The sequence below is a fragment of the Erythrobacter sp. SN6-5 genome (assembly GCF_057364945.1).
In genome coordinates, this window is sequence record NZ_CP200282.1 from 762,930 (window position 1) to 777,139 (window position 14,210).

13 protein-coding genes, 1 tRNA gene and 1 pseudogene are annotated in these 14,210 nt (G+C 58.4%); 7 read left to right on the forward strand and 8 right to left on the reverse strand.

Going from position 1 to position 14,210, the window contains the following annotated elements; genetic code table 11:
- Positions 1-85: 85 nt before the first annotated feature.
- A complete protein-coding gene (msrB, locus tag AC0V6Z_RS03705) occupies positions 86-592 on the forward strand; it encodes a peptide-methionine (R)-S-oxide reductase MsrB (protein ID WP_472640044.1) in 507 nt (168 codons plus the stop codon).
- Between the two features lie 24 nt (positions 593-616).
- Here msrB and AC0V6Z_RS03710 read toward each other — a convergent pair whose 3' ends face one another.
- The 5 genes from AC0V6Z_RS03710 to AC0V6Z_RS03730 form a co-directional block, all read right to left on the reverse strand.
- On the reverse strand, positions 617-2,407 hold the full coding sequence (locus AC0V6Z_RS03710) for a hypothetical protein (RefSeq protein ID WP_472640045.1): 1,791 nt from the start codon (positions 2,405-2,407) through the stop codon (positions 617-619).
- Between the two features lie 4 nt (positions 2,408-2,411).
- Positions 2,412-2,828 carry a GtrA family protein gene (locus tag AC0V6Z_RS03715; protein WP_472640046.1) on the reverse strand — a complete coding sequence of 139 codons (417 nt, stop codon included), beginning with the start codon at positions 2,826-2,828 and terminating at the stop codon, positions 2,412-2,414.
- A gap of 110 nt (positions 2,829-2,938) precedes the next feature.
- On the reverse strand, positions 2,939-4,552 hold the full coding sequence (locus tag AC0V6Z_RS03720; RefSeq protein ID WP_472640047.1) for an NAD(P)/FAD-dependent oxidoreductase: 1,614 nt from the start codon (positions 4,550-4,552) through the stop codon (positions 2,939-2,941).
- Between the two features lie 104 nt (positions 4,553-4,656).
- Positions 4,657-5,289, reverse strand: coding sequence for a PilZ domain-containing protein (locus AC0V6Z_RS03725; RefSeq protein ID WP_472640048.1), 633 nt, complete (start codon positions 5,287-5,289; stop codon positions 4,657-4,659).
- A 174-nt stretch (positions 5,290-5,463) separates the two neighbouring features.
- Positions 5,464-5,549, reverse strand: a tRNA-Leu gene (locus AC0V6Z_RS03730).
- Positions 5,550-5,670: 121 nt separating this feature from the next.
- Between AC0V6Z_RS03730 and AC0V6Z_RS03735 the strand changes: the two genes are divergently transcribed.
- The gene (locus AC0V6Z_RS03735) at positions 5,671-7,344 is read left to right on the forward strand and encodes a cation:proton antiporter domain-containing protein (protein WP_472640049.1); all 1,674 of its coding nucleotides are present in this window, start codon (positions 5,671-5,673) and stop codon (positions 7,342-7,344) included.
- A gap of 48 nt (positions 7,345-7,392) precedes the next feature.
- On the opposite strand, the gene AC0V6Z_RS03740 is transcribed toward AC0V6Z_RS03735, so the two are convergent.
- Positions 7,393-7,674: an integration host factor subunit beta gene (locus AC0V6Z_RS03740; RefSeq protein WP_472640050.1), complete on the reverse strand. Its 282-nt coding sequence runs from the start codon at positions 7,672-7,674 to the stop codon at positions 7,393-7,395.
- A gap of 235 nt (positions 7,675-7,909) precedes the next feature.
- Positions 7,910-8,257 (reverse strand): GntR family transcriptional regulator, encoded by a 348-nt coding sequence (locus tag AC0V6Z_RS03745; protein WP_472640051.1) that lies wholly within the window; start codon positions 8,255-8,257, stop codon positions 7,910-7,912.
- Positions 8,258-8,458: 201 nt separating this feature from the next.
- On the opposite strand from AC0V6Z_RS03745, the pseudogene AC0V6Z_RS03750 reads away from it, so the two are divergent.
- The 4 genes and pseudogenes from AC0V6Z_RS03750 to AC0V6Z_RS03765 all read left to right on the forward strand — a co-directional run bounded on the left by AC0V6Z_RS03750 (position 8,459) and on the right by AC0V6Z_RS03765 (position 13,262).
- Positions 8,459-10,034 (forward strand): annotated as a pseudogene (locus AC0V6Z_RS03750) (peptide MFS transporter).
- 41 nt (positions 10,035-10,075) lie between these two features.
- Complete coding sequence (locus AC0V6Z_RS03755; RefSeq protein WP_472640052.1) at positions 10,076-11,470, forward strand: amidohydrolase; 1,395 nt, start codon at positions 10,076-10,078, stop codon at positions 11,468-11,470.
- A complete protein-coding gene (locus AC0V6Z_RS03760; RefSeq protein ID WP_472640838.1) occupies positions 11,470-12,765 on the forward strand; it encodes an amidohydrolase family protein in 1,296 nt (431 codons plus the stop codon). The genes AC0V6Z_RS03755 and AC0V6Z_RS03760 overlap by 1 nt, the downstream gene beginning before the upstream one ends.
- Entirely contained in the window at positions 12,762-13,262 is a 501-nt protein-coding gene (locus AC0V6Z_RS03765; RefSeq protein WP_472640053.1) for an FKBP-type peptidyl-prolyl cis-trans isomerase, read from the forward strand. The genes AC0V6Z_RS03760 and AC0V6Z_RS03765 overlap by 4 nt, the downstream gene beginning before the upstream one ends.
- A 19-nt stretch (positions 13,263-13,281) precedes the next feature.
- On the opposite strand, the gene AC0V6Z_RS03770 is transcribed toward AC0V6Z_RS03765, so the two are convergent.
- Positions 13,282-13,635 carry a winged helix-turn-helix transcriptional regulator gene (locus tag AC0V6Z_RS03770; protein WP_472640054.1) on the reverse strand — a complete coding sequence of 118 codons (354 nt, stop codon included), beginning with the start codon at positions 13,633-13,635 and terminating at the stop codon, positions 13,282-13,284.
- Between the two features lie 112 nt (positions 13,636-13,747).
- Here AC0V6Z_RS03770 and AC0V6Z_RS03775 point away from each other — a divergent pair, with 112 nt between their 5' ends.
- Positions 13,748-14,200 carry a PaaI family thioesterase gene (locus tag AC0V6Z_RS03775; RefSeq protein ID WP_472640055.1) on the forward strand — a complete coding sequence of 151 codons (453 nt, stop codon included), beginning with the start codon at positions 13,748-13,750 and terminating at the stop codon, positions 14,198-14,200.
- Positions 14,201-14,210: the final 10 nt, after the last annotated feature.

Genomic DNA, 14,210 nt, shown 5'->3' on the forward strand with positions numbered 1-14,210 from the left:
GGAATTTTTCGCAAAAATTGTAACCTTTTAACCTGCGTGTGCGTATTTACGGATGATAGAATTCCTGAATCTAAAGAGTTACGCCATGACAGACACCAGACAAGACTTTGTCTCGCACCGCCGCACGTTCCTCGGCCTACTCGGCCTAGGCGCGGCTATGCCAACGCTCGCCGCTTGTGGCTTCTCGCCGGCGCAGGCCAAGAGTTTTCCCATCGCGCGCAGCGACGCAGAGTGGCGCAAAAGGTTGACCCGCGAAGAATACCGCATTCTTCGCGAGGCAGGGACAGAGCGCGCGTTCACCTCTCCGCTCGACAATGAAAAGCGCAAGGGTACGTTCGTTTGTGCTGGCTGCGGCAACGAACTCTATTCGTCTGCCACCAAATACGACAGCAAGAGCGGTTGGCCGAGCTTTTGGAAGGCTTTGCCAGGAGCGGTCGGGACGGCCACCGATTATAAGATTGGCTATCCCCGAACCGAAGTGCACTGCGCCGATTGCGGCGGGCATTTGGGCCATATCTTTGGTGACGGGCCAGAGCCGACCGGCAAGCGCCATTGCATCAATGGTCTAGCGATGGATTTTGTCCCGGCCTGATAGAGCGGCCAGATGGGCGCGAGCTTAGTCGCGCTTAATCCGCCAGACTTGCAGGCTGCCTTTTGTCTCTAGCTTGACCGGCTCCAGCCATTGTGGCGCGGCGCCATCACGCACGCGGGCGATAAGTCCATCTGGCGCATTGTCGGCGTAGAACATCGGCTCTCTGCGATCGGCACAGACGGCAACATAGGCGCTGCCGCGACTGATCAGTTTTTCGCGCGCCTCATCGGGACTGGCCATCCAGGTCTCAATCACAAAGCGAATGCCGGCATCGCCGCGATGATGGCCCGAGCCAACAATTGTGTGCTCTGTTTCCAGAAGCAGGCGCGGGGCAATGTCGAGCGGGGAGAATACTTCACCGGCGGGTAAGGCGCGCAATTGCTCAGCCGCTGCGGCGATTTCGCATTTGGAGGCGGGCGGCGGTGAAGGCGGCAATGAACCGCCCAGTAAAGTGGCGCGCGCCGGGATCGCGAGACCCAGCAGCATGATGGGGATCGTTGGCAACAGAGCCATCATCACGCCAATCAAAGCCATCACCCGCTTTGGCACTTGCTGCATCACCCGGATGGCGCGCAGCCATTGGCCCGCCTGCCATGCCAAAGGCACAGCGGCGAGCGTAATCGCGGCGGCCCCAGCGCGGGAAACCAGCAAAGCAATCGCCGTAGCCGCAAGCAACACCAGCGTATATTCGGTCCAGAACCGGCGCAGCCATTCATGCGAACGCGACACCAGATTGAGGGCCGCAAAAATGCCAATGATTGGTGTGACAATCAGATGCAGGGCCGGACTGAAGGACAGGCTCCAAAGCGGCTGCCCTTCGCGAACACGGTCATGCCACAGCTTATCCACGACAGGATCGAGAGTGGCAAATCCGCCGCCTGCGCATTGCGGCGCAGTGCCAAGCAAAATCGCAATTGCGCCGCCGCCAACAACGCCAAATCCAAGCAGTAGCGCAGGCAGAGGCATGGGTTCAGCGCGCGCCAAAACCGTGAGAGCAAGCGCGCCCCAACCGAACATGCCAAGATGCACCAGGCCGATCGCATCGCAATAGACCGCTAAATCACCGATCCCTCGTGTGGAGAGAAACAAAGCGAAGCTCAGCAGCGCCAGGGATTGCATGGTCGCGAGCAGCCAGATGCGATCATTGCGATTGCGCAGCCAGCGGAGTGCCATGACGCCGCAAATCACCGCCGCCAGCGGCAGACCCTCAATCGAGATCGAGAGCCAGATCGCAAGCGCCCCGCCCGTAGCCCAGCCACCCAGGCAGGCATTGCGCGCCATCATGCCGTTTATCGCAGCCAAAGCGCATACAATTTGCCAACCATGATGATCGATCCGCATTGGTGAAAGTTGAAACAGCAGCGGCATCGAAACCGCCAAGACCAGACAGGTGGTAAATGTCTCGCCTTCGCCCAAAAGTCGCCAGGCGATGCGGGCTGCGAACAGCATCACAAACGCCAGGGTCACAAGCGGCACTATGATCAAGGCCGCAGTTTCCGCATGGGCGCCGCCGATCAACGGGGTGAGAGCAAAGATGATCGCCGCCAAGGGCAGATCGACCAAGCGCGACCAATGCATGGGCACGCCGCCATTTATCGCATCAGCGCGGTATTGCGTGAGGTCAAACCAGCTTTGCCCGGCCAGCAAATCGCGCACTTGAACAAGGCGCAGGGCATCGTCAGGTCCCGAAAACTGCATTCCTGTAATGGCGCCCCATTTCACGGTAATCAGGAACGCGGACAGCGCAAGCCACACAATCCCAACCCGCATCAACAGGCCGGGTGCAAACAAAGATCGGCGGCGCTCGGTAAGCATCGCTTTACCCTTGCGCCTCGGAACGGAAAACAACTTTGCTGCGCAGCAGCCACGTCGCAGTGAAGGCGACAACAATCGCAATGCCCTTGGCGATACGCGGATCCAATCCGGCCCAATCACCCAAGCCCACAATCGTGATCGTCAGGCCAAGGCCAACCAGAGCCGAGGCGACAAACAGCGCCTTTTGCCGGGTGCGAGCGCTGCCGCGCTCAGCCACATTGTCCTGAAAGACTGCGCGGCTCGACATCAACCAATGCGCGAGGATCCCCAGGCTATAGCCAATCGCCGAAGCGACAGCGGCGATCATGCCCAAAGATAGCAGCGCGAGAAAGCTGCCAACATCGACGGCCAAAGCGCCAACGCTGGCAAAAATGTAACGCAGAAAACGCAGGTCACGCAGTTTGACAAAAATCTCGGTCATCCGGCCCTCCATCTTCTGTCTTTTGCTTCAAGTTCGCCGATTGCAGAGTCGTAGAAACTAAGGGCGGCGCGGCAATTCGGGCAGACCGCCTTGCCTCGCCCGCTTCCTCTTCACGCAGATTTCTTGATCCGCTCTGGCACGTCGCGCATCGAATTGAGCGCGGCGGCCTGATCTTCGGTCACTGGCTTCTTGGCGGCAACATCAGGCGCCATTTCCGGCGCGGCTTCGCGCGCTGGCAGAGCCACTTCTTCGCCTTCATCGCCCGCTTCGTGATACTCAGCGTCTTCGTTGACACACCAGGTGTCGTAAACGCGCTCACCAGCCAGAATGTTCTCAACCGTCAGCATCGCGGTCATCATCGCGTGATCCTGATTGTTGTAGCGGTGCATACCGTTGCGGCCAACGAGGTGGAGTGACGGATGCTTCTCTTCCAGCTCCATTCGCATGGAATCAACATTGGTCTCGTATTCGTCGTCGTAAACCGGATAGGCTTTTTCCTGGCGGACAACCGCGCCGCTGACGACCATCTTTGGATCGCACAGGCCGAGGATTTCCATTTCCTTGGTCGCTTGCGCGATCAGATCTTCATCAGAGGATGACCATAGGCCGTCCCCTTCAAAGCAGAAATATTCGAGGCCAACACAGGCCATTTCATCGTCAGGGATCATTTCCGGTGACCAGCTGCGGAAGTTTTGCACGCGGCCAACCTGCACGCGGTCATCATGGATATAGATCCAATTGTCCGGGAACAGATCTTCTGACTTCACCATCAGAGCCACGGTCAGGAAGTCGCGATATTTGAGCTCGTTCGCCTGCAGGCTTGATTGCGGCAGCGGATGAAGCCGCTTGGACAGCTCACGCATTGGCGCAGAGCTGATCGCGTCCCTGGCACGGATTTGAACTTTGCCGTTCGCCCCCTGAGCCGTCATCGACCAGCCGCCATTGCCGTCGCTGGCGAGTTGATCGAGCGCATGGCCCATCAGCACCTGGCCATTGCCGGTCGCCAGAATCTTATCGCGCGCCGCATCCCACATCATGCCCGGGCCAAGCCGCGGATAACGGAAGGTTTCGAGTAGCGTCTTGGTTTCCATGCCATCGTTCGGCTTCTTGTTAAGGCCGAGCGAACGCTTGAGACCATCGGTGACAGCGCTCCATAGTGAAAGGCCCTTGATCCGCTGAGCCGCCCAATCGGCACTCATTTCATCACACGGCATGCCCCACACCTTCTCAGTGTAGGTTTTGAAGAAGATCGAATAGAGCTTCTTGCCAAACTGGTTGGTGGTCCAGTCTTCAAAGCTCTTCACATCTTTGATCGGGAACAGCTTGTAACGCAGATAGCTCAGCATGCACGCGGTCGAGCGCAGGATGCCAAGATTGCCGAGCGCTTCGAACGCACGCAGCGGGTAGCTGTAGAACTTGCCCTCGTAATAGATGCGGCTCATGCGCGGGCGCTGGATGAAATCATCCGGCAGGATCTCATTCCACAGATCAACGACCTGTTGGCTTTTTGAAAAGAAGCGGTGCCCGCCAATGTCAAAGCGATAGCCCTGATGCTCCACCGTCCGGCTTATGCCACCAACATAGGTTTCGTCTTTTTCGATAATTGCGACTGTTTTTCCCTGCTTTGTCAGCAGATAAGCAGCCGTCAGACCAGCCGGACCTGCACCGATGATCGCTACATCGACGTCAAGAATTCCGTTCTGTGTCGTAACACCCTGTTGCATTCGGGCCCCCATTTAGATTTCCATCCTGGGGAGTGAAGGAAAATGGTTAGCAGGCCGTAAACGTACCGTCGGCGCAGCACAGAATTTACGAATGTGCTGTGGGCTTAGTCATGGCTGAGCAAAACGGGCGCTTGCAATTCTGCGGCCAACCGCGCGAACTCACCCAAAGTGTAGGTGTCATCAAACACCACGCCATAATGGTTGTCACGGCGCCAACGCACTTTTGCGCGCACCTCTTTGAGGCCTTCACCTGAGATTGTGACGGTCTGATCGATCGCAAACAAGCCATCACATTCAAGCCGTGCGCCTTGCTGGGATAAGTTCTCAACAAACGCCTCATACTTTCCGGCAATGGTCGCCACATCCACCGGGAAGTACATGCCCAGCCGCATCCCGCGCTTGGGATATTCACCGGCCTCCTCGACCAGTTTTGCGACATCCACTGGCTGAGCGAACTCAAACCCGGCTTCATTGCCGCGCTCCCACACGCTGCGGATCTCATAGATCGCGCCGCTGGGCATATGCAGCTCCATCGTCTCGCACGAAGGCAGGTTGTGAAACATGCGAACGCTGATGCCGGTTTCAGAGACGTCGCGAATGACGCAGACAAATTCGCCTTGGCCGGAGATTAACTTCGCCGCACGAATGAGAATAGTCACCCGCTGCGCCCGGCGTGCGTCATCGACCGCATTTGGTGCGGTGTCGTCAAACTCAGGCGTTTTTGCCGCTTGATCCATGCTGCATTACCGACCTTAAATACCAGATGATCTGGCGCGCCTGCCCATTCCACGGGCCAACTCTAAGGATAGGATTAAAGCAAATCGGGTTAAGAGCAGGATAACGTCGTCATAGGGGCCTGATAGATCGCGATATTCTGTGAGTTCAGAGCGCCGCAATGCCCGGATGAGAGGTGGTGCGGGTGGCGGGACTCGAACCCGCACGATCAAAAGATCAGGGGATTTTAAGTCCCCGGCGTCTACCATTCCGCCACACCCGCTTTGCCGCTGCCCTAGCGAGAGATTTGACGCGCTGCAATGCACGAGCAGCCATGGACATCCGCGCCGTCATGCGCCAGCAGAGCCTCAAGCAAACCGGCAGCGAAAAGGCGAGGGCGCACAGTGGCAGATGCCAGCGAAATCATTGAAACGATCCAGCCCGCGGTCACCCTGCTAGGGTTGGGAATTGGTGCGGCGCTGGTATCGCGCGCCTGCCGCCTTAACCCCATCGTTGGCTATCTTGGGCTTGGCCTCGCCATTGCCGCATTGGGATACAAGGACGCGTTCAGCGGGCCAGTTGTGGTAACCTTGGCAGAGGCCGGGGTGATGTTTCTGCTTTTTAACCTAGGCCTGCACTTCTCACTTGGCCGGATCCGGGCGGAGGCACGCAATATCTTCGGGTTTGGCAGCCTTCAGATGCTGGTGGCCGGTGGGGGCTTTGCTCTGATCTTCCTCGCTATTGGTCTGCCGGCAGCCTTCGCGATCATAGGCGGGTTCGCCATGGGCCTGTCCTCTACAGCTGTGGTTATTGGACTCGTGCGGGAGCGCGATCAGGAAGATTGCCCGGTGGGGCGCGCTTCACAATCGATCCTGATCTTCCAGGATATCGCCGCGATCCTGTTACTCGTTGCTGCTGGCGCATTGGGCACAGGCGGCGCGCTGGCCCCGCAATTGGGCTTAGCTGGCGCAAAAGCACTCGCCGCCTTTGCCATCGCCGTACTCTTCGCCCGTTACCTAACGGGGCCATTGTTCCGCCTGATCGCGCGGGCAGGCAGCTCTGAGGTTTACACCGCAACCGCACTATTCATTGCACTCGCCGCTGGATATGCGACCGGGATCGCTGGACTATCGCTCACACTCGGGGCGTTTCTAGGCGGAATGGCGGTCGCAGATTCGCGCTATCGGATCATGGTCCAGACAGAGATCGACGCCTTTCGCGGATTGTTCCTGAGCTTTTTCTTCATCTCTGTGGGCTTGAGCATTGATCCGGTGCTGCTTGCGGAAAACTGGATGCTGGTCCTCGCAGCAGCGGCGGGCCTCATCACGCTCAAATGCCTGTTCAACGTGCTGGCAGGCCTTGCCAATCGCTGGTCTGTTCCAGGCTCGATTCAGCTCGGCTTTCTGTTGGGGCAAGGCAGCGAGTTTGCGCTGGTACTGTTTGCCCTACCGGCCATCGCTGGACTGATTGAGCCACGCATGCTGGCGATATTGGTGACAGCCATTGCGATCAGTCTGGCGGTCACACCGTTCATTTCAAACCTCGGGCGAACCTTTGCTGGTAAGCTGCGCACCGGGCCAGCGGACAAGAAACTCGCCGGTGACAATGCCCCAGTGGTTATTGTGGGCTTAGGCCCTTCGGGACGGGCGGTGGCCGATGCGCTGACGCTGAATGGAATTGGCTATCTCGCAGTGGAATCGGAAACTGCGCGCTTCGAAATCGCGCTCGCCGATGGCTATCACGTGCATCATGCGATTGCCGCGGACCCCCGCAGTTGGGATGCGCTGGGCATGGCCAAACGCGAGGTTGTACTCGTGTCGACGGGCAATGTTCAGATCACTCGCGAACTGACACCACTGGTCGAAGAACGGCTGCCGGATGTGCGCCGGGTCGTCTCAGCGCGCGGACCGGCCGAAGTTTCCGCGCTTGGCGACAGCCGTGCGAGCATCATCGACGTGACAGCGCAGGGCGGAATTGAGCAGGTCGTTGAGGCCGTATTTTCAGCACTGGGGATTGAGCGCAAACGCCAAGCCGGACCTGGCGAACTCCAAGCAGAAATGATGCAGGACGCAGCATAAAGGCCGCGCAAAAGCGCAGACAATCACAACAACGATTTTGGTGGGCGCTTACTCGCCGTTGAGGCGGCGGCGCATTTCCTTGCCCGCCTTAAAGTAAGGCACGCGTTTCGCGGGAACACTCACTGCTTCGCCAGTGCGCGGGTTGCGGCCCTGGCGTGCTTCACGTTCACGGGTCGAAAACGCCCCGAAGCCGCGCAGCTCGACGCGGCCGCCTTCGGCCAGTCGCTGCGAAATCTCGTCAAAGAAAATGTCGACGACTTGCTCAATCTCTTCAGCGCGCAGCTCAGGATTGTCCTTGTGCAGCGCTTGGAGCAATTCGGATCTGATCATGTCAAACTCCTGGCATACGTCAATTCTACGACGCCGCCCGCGGGGTCACCCCCAATTATTGCCTAACCCCGACCCGCTGGGTTGCGAACTATGCAACGCACACTGGCAGAGCCGAGCCATTCCTGCAAGTCAGCACCGAAATATTACCGCGCCAAATAGTTCATTCTTAGCAATCAGGCGAGCCCAAAGCGCTCAATATATTGTATTTGCTTACAAACACTCGCGCCGCACTTGCTTAATTTGCCTCTAAAGTATCGACCAATTCCGCCAAATCAATGCCCAACCGTTCCATCCGGCTGCGGATTTCTGGCCATTCTTCGCGCAAAAACTGCTCACGCTCGCTCGAACACAGCCTGCCCGCCGCACCAGAAACGACATACATGCCGACCCCGCGCTGAACCTCGACAAGGCCGTCATTTTGAAATTGCTGGTATGCTTTGGCGACTGTCAGTGGATTGGCCCCCTGTTCCGCCGCGAGCGCTCTTACCGATGGCAACATCTCCCCTTCCGGGTATTTGCCTTCGATGATGGCGGCGGCGATCTGATCGCGCAGCTTAAGATAAACGGGTCGACTTTGGCTCATATGTCCTCGCTAGGTGCATCAGTGACATAATACACTCATGCGCGTCAAGTTCCCGGACAATTCGCTATTGCCGCGATTTTGCGGCCAGCCGCGACGCATTTGCGTGCAACTAAGGCTTCACAGGCGAGAAACAGCCGCTAGGGTGCGCTCCATTCTGGTCCCCTGGGGAGGGCGACCACACGAGAGGGATTACACACTCAAATGGCAACTCAACAACTTGCTCATGGGGACAGCGCGGGGACTATCCTCGGCCACCCTAAGGGCCTCTTCGTCCTATTCTTTGCCGAAATGTGGGAGCGTTTCTCCTACTACGGCATGCGCGCCCTGCTCATTTTCTATCTGACCAAGCATTGGCTGTTTTCAGATAGCGATGCAGGCATCATCTACGGCGCCTACACCGCGCTGGTCTACATCACGCCGGTCGTTGGCGGGTATATGGCAGACAAGGTGCTGGGACAGAGAAAAGCGGTGGCCTTTGGCGCTGTTCTGCTGACGCTGGGCCATTTCTTTATGGCCTTTGAAGGCGAAGCTGCCGCAGGCAATACCGACAATCCGGTGATCTATGTCTTCTGGCTGGCTTTGGCGCTGATTATTGTCGGCTCAGGCTTCCTGAAAGCGAACATCTCTGTGATCGTTGGACAGCTTTATCCGCGCACGGACGTGCGGCGTGATGGCGCTTACACGATTTTCTACATGGGCATTAACTTGGGTGCTGCGCTTGGCTCTTTGCTGTGCGGCTACATCGGTGAGACCTATGGCTGGGCTTATGGCTTTGGTTTGGCGGGGATCGGCATGCTGTTTGGCCTGTTGGTGTTTACCTGGGGCAAACCAATGCTGCTTGGCCGAGGCGAACCGCCTAAACCTCTCAGCAAAGCGACCGAGTGGAAGATGTACGGCATTGGCGCGGCGCTCGTCGCGATTTGCTGGGCACTCATCCAATATCAACAAGTCGTCGGCTGGCTGCTCGGTATATTTGGGCTTCTGCTGGTGTCCTATGTGATCTTCACTTCGGTCACCAAGCTTGACCCAGAAGACCGCGACCGGATTTTCGCAGCGATGTTCTTGATCATCACATCGATCATTTTTTGGGCTTTGTTTGAACAAGCGGGCTCGTCGCTCAACCTGTTCACCGATCGTCACGTTGATCGCGGCGGTGTGCCTGGCTTCGACATTCCAATCGATCAATGCGATCTATATCATCCTGCTCGCGCCATTGTTTGCGACAGCTTGGACATGGATGGGGCGCAAAGGTGTGGAGCCGTCCTCGCCATTTAAGTTTGGCCTCGGCGTCATTCAGGTCGGATTGGGTTTCTTGGTGCTGGTTTGGGGCGCAAGCTCGGTCGGCATCAATGTGCCAACGCCGGTGATCTTTATCTTCCTGATCTACCTGCTGCACACCACGGGTGAGCTTTGTCTTTCACCTGTTGGCCTGTCAGCGATGAACCGCCTGGCGCCTGCGCACATGGCTTCACTCATCATGGGCATGTGGTTCTTTGCTTCGGCAACGGGCAACTTCGCCGCTGGCCTAATCGCAGCAGCCACAGGCGCGGAAGGCGTCGGCGAAGAAGCGGGCAAGCAAGTCGTTCTCGATGTCTACTCGACCGTGGGTTGGGTGGCCGTTGCAGTTGGCATCGGCGTGCTGGTTATCAGCCCGTTGATCAAAAAGCTGATGCATCTCGACACGCTCACAGACGACGAAGGTCTGGCTGGCGCAGCAGAAGCCGGTTTGGAAGCGCAAGAGGCAGGCATTCGTCCGGCCACGCGTCCGGCAGAATAATAGGAAAACGGGGTAATATGATGCGAGCAAAAGCGCTTCTCATGTGTGTGGGGGGCGCTTTTGCGCTCAGCGCCTGCACTGCGGCCGGATCGTCCGGCGAGAGTTCGGTCCAATCGGCCTCTTCCGCCGATACTGGCGATACGCGTACGGAGTTTCTGGGTGAAGACGGCAACGTGCCCTTCCCTTCAACCTATCGCGCCTATCCCGGTGCCGACACCTTGATCATCCCGACCACCGTTTTTGACGGTACAGGCGGGCGGATTGACAATGGCTGGGTGCATTTTCGCGACGGCAAGATCGTTGCTGTTGGCGGGCCAACCACGGCACCGCCAGAGGTAGCAAACGTTGTCGATGGCTCGGATAAGTTCGTAACGCCTGGCATCATCGATATTCACTCGCACCTGGGCGATTATCCCACCCCGTCTGTCCCCGCGCACGGCGATGGCAATGAAGCCACCTCGCCCACCACGCCGGACGTTTGGACCGAGCATTCGGTCTGGCCGCAAGATCCCGGCTTCAGCCGTGCGATGGCCAATGGCGGGATCACGTCACTGCAGATCCTGCCCGGCTCTGCCAATTTGATGGGCGGGCGTTCTGTAACGCTCAAAAATGTGCCCAGCCGCACGGTGCAAGGCATGAAGTTCCCTGGCGCACCATACGGCTTTAAAATGGCCTGCGGCGAGAATCCAAAGCGCGTCTATGGCGGGCGCGGGCGCAAGCCTTCGACGCGGATGGGCAATTTCGCAGTCAATCGCCAGACCTGGCTCGATGCGATCGCTTACGCTGAGAACGATGATCCCAAGCGTGATCTTGGCCAGGAAACATTGGTCGGCGTGCTCGACGGCGATATCCTGGTTCACAACCATTGCTACCGCGCGGATGAGATGGCGCTGGTGATGGATATGGCCAAGGAAATGGGCTATAAAGTCAGCGCGTTTCACCATGCGGTTGAAGCCTATAAGATCGGCGATCTGCTGCGCGAAAACGGCGTGTGCAGCGCGATCTGGGCCGATTGGTACGGCTTTAAGATGGAAAGCTATGACGGGATTCCGCAAAACGCCGCCTATCTTCAACGCGAAGGCGCCTGTGTGGTCATCCACTCAGATGATGAAAACTCAATCCAGCGTTTGAACCAAGAAGCTGCGAAAGCGCAGGCCGCTGGTGCTCGCATGGGGGTCAACATCAGCGATGCCGATGTGATCAGCTGGATCACTTTGAACGCAGCCAAGGCGATGGGCATTGACGATATGACCGGCAGCCTCGAGCCCGGCAAAATGGCCGACGTCGTGCTGTGGAATGGCGATCCGTTGAGTGTGTATTCACGGCCAGAGAAAGTCTGGGTCGATGGCGCGCTGCTCTACGACGCGAATGATCCAAAACGCAGGCCGGTGAGCGATTTTGAGCTTGGCCAGCCCGGTGCAGGAGATGTGAAATGATGAAGCGTCTTTTGACCAGCGCGGCCTGTGCCGCCATCGCACTTGCCGCTCCTGCCGCTGCGCAGGATGTGGCCATCGTCAATGCCACGGTCGCCAGCGGTGATGGCAGCGAGCCTGTCGCCGGCAGCCGGGTCATCGTCCGCAATGGAACGGTGTCGGTCGTTGGCCCCAACGCTCCAGTGCCCGCCAATATTCCAACAATCGATGCGGGCGGCGCATTCGTCACGCCTGGTATTGTAGCGGCGGTGACTGACCTCGGTCTGTATGATGTGGGCGCAGTTGGCGCGAGCAATGACAAGTCAGCAGGCGATGCTCGTTTCAACGCGGCGCTTGATGTGGCACCGGCGATCAATCCCAGCTCTCAGCATGTGAAGGTCAGCCGCGCTGGCGGCGTCACCCGAGCGCTGGTTACTCCGTCGCACGGCAATTCGCTGTTCGCGGGACAGGGCGCAGTGATTGACCTTGGGGCTGATGCCAATGCCGTGATGCAAGCCAGGGCTTTCCAACTGGTCGATCTTGGCGAGACGGGTGCGCGCCTATCCGGAGGCAGCCGCACGGCCGCCTACGTTGAGCTGGAAAACGCGCTGCGCGAAGCCCGTGCCTTTGCCGCTGGATCGTGGGAGGGCGAGGAAGCGCTGCTTACCCGCGCAGACGCCGCCGCTCTGGTGCCGGTGATCAATGGCTCGCAGCAGCTCTATGTCGAGATTGAGCGCGCCGCCGATATTCGCAATGTGCTGGGCCTGAAGCGGACCTATCCAAAGCTTGATCTGGTGCTGGTTGGCGCAAGCGAGGGCTGGCTGGTTGCGAGCGAAATTGCCGCTGCCCGCGTGCCCGTGATCGCCGATGCGCTAGATGATCTACCTGCCAGCTTTGAGCAATTGGGCGCAACCCAGTCCAATGTTGGCCGCATGGCGGCGGCGGGCGTAAAGGTCGCGATTGGGCGAATGTCCGGAGGCACAGATGGCCATCCGCGTAGCGCCGCACAATTTGCTGGCAACCTTGTAGCTTTGGGCAAGGTTCCCGGCGCGAGCGGACTTTCCTGGGGTCAGGCCTTCGCCACGATCAGCTCCATCCCGGCGGAGATTGCTGGACATGGCGGCAAGTTCGGCGTTCTGAAAGCGGGCGCAATCGGCGACGTCGTGATCTGGGACGGCGACCCCTTGGAGGTCGATTCTGTGCCAAGCCGAGTGTTCATTGCCGGTATCGAACAACCGCTGGACAATCATCAGAGCGAGCTGGCCAAACGCTATCTCGATCTGGATGAGAGCCAGTTGCCAAAGGCGTATGACTGGTGAGCCGGGTTCTCGCTAGCGCCGCTTTGTGCGCCTCACTCCTCGCCACCACGCCCGTCTTCGCGCAAGGCGAAGCGCCGGAAAGCACCGTCGACAATGCGCAGAGCCTGTCATGGCACACCGCTCAGCAAACCTATCTGCTAGGCCTGAAACCCGCCGATGGTTGGCGCTATATCGATGGCGGCATTCGTTGGCGCTGGCTAGAGTACAATGGCGGCGAAAACCGCCCCAGAGTCTCGGACACTGTCACAGTTCATTACGAAGGCGCGCTGATCGATGGGACTGTATTTGACAGCTCCTATCGGCGCGGACAGCCAGCCACATTCCCACTGGCGCGGCTGATCCCGGCGTGGCAGCTTACCATCCCGCAAATGGCGGTGGGTGAGACCATTGAAATCGCTGTTCCGGCAGATCTCGCCTATGGAGCACAAGGCAGCAGGTCTATTCCGGGCAATGCAACACTGATCTTCAAAGTTGAACTGATCGGGATCGCTGAATAGGAGCGGTTACGCAAGTAAGTCAGGCCGACGCGGCGGACCATTGCCCCGGCGCTTCGCCATCATCGAACAGGTGCTCTGCACCCCATTTGGCCATCTCGGCATAGAGCGGGACCAAGGCGCAAGCGCTTTCGGTAAGCAGATAGCGTGCGCGCTTTCCTGTTGCGGGTTCGCGCGTGATCAGCCCCGCTTCTTGCAGGATCGCAAGGCGCGATGTGAGCGCAGCCCGGTTGACGTCGAGCCGAGCAATGAATTCTTCAAATCGCTCAGCGCCCAAGAACGCCTCTCGCAAGATCAGCAAGATCCAGCGGTCTCCCAGCAGCCGCGCTGCACGGCCAATTGGGCATGGGGCGCGAGAGGCACGATACGTTTTCATACAGGCATTCCTGAAAGCCAGTGTCAGTAATGTGTCTGTATATCAGACTTGCGTGAAATCATAGCAAGTGGCACATAACATCTGTTTTGCAGACTTTATGTGGGGAAGCGCTATGAATCGAAACCGATTTGACAGCCCTGAAGCCGCCATCGCTTATATGAAAGCGGTCGCGGTCAAGAAATCAGGCTTCAGCAACTGGCTGGACGTGGAGCCGATCAAAGTGTGGCAGGGCGAAAGCGAGCTAACCCTAGAACTGCGGCCTGAAATGCAGCAGCATCACGGCTTTGCCCACGGGGCAATCGTCGGTTTGATGGCCGACAATGCCTGCGCCTGGGCTAGCGCTTCTGTTGTGGGCGACGTTGTCACTGGAAGTTATACGATCAATTTCCTGCGCCCAGCCAAGGGCACAAGGCTGCGCGCGAAAGGTATAGTGATCAAACCAGGCAAACGCCAAGTCGTTGTCCGAGCGGATGTTTGGAGCGAAGGCGGAGATGAAGCCCAGCACGTGGCCACAGCGCAGGCGACCATCATTCCAACCGGCATACCCTCACAAACAGTGCCGTGACACTCGCCGC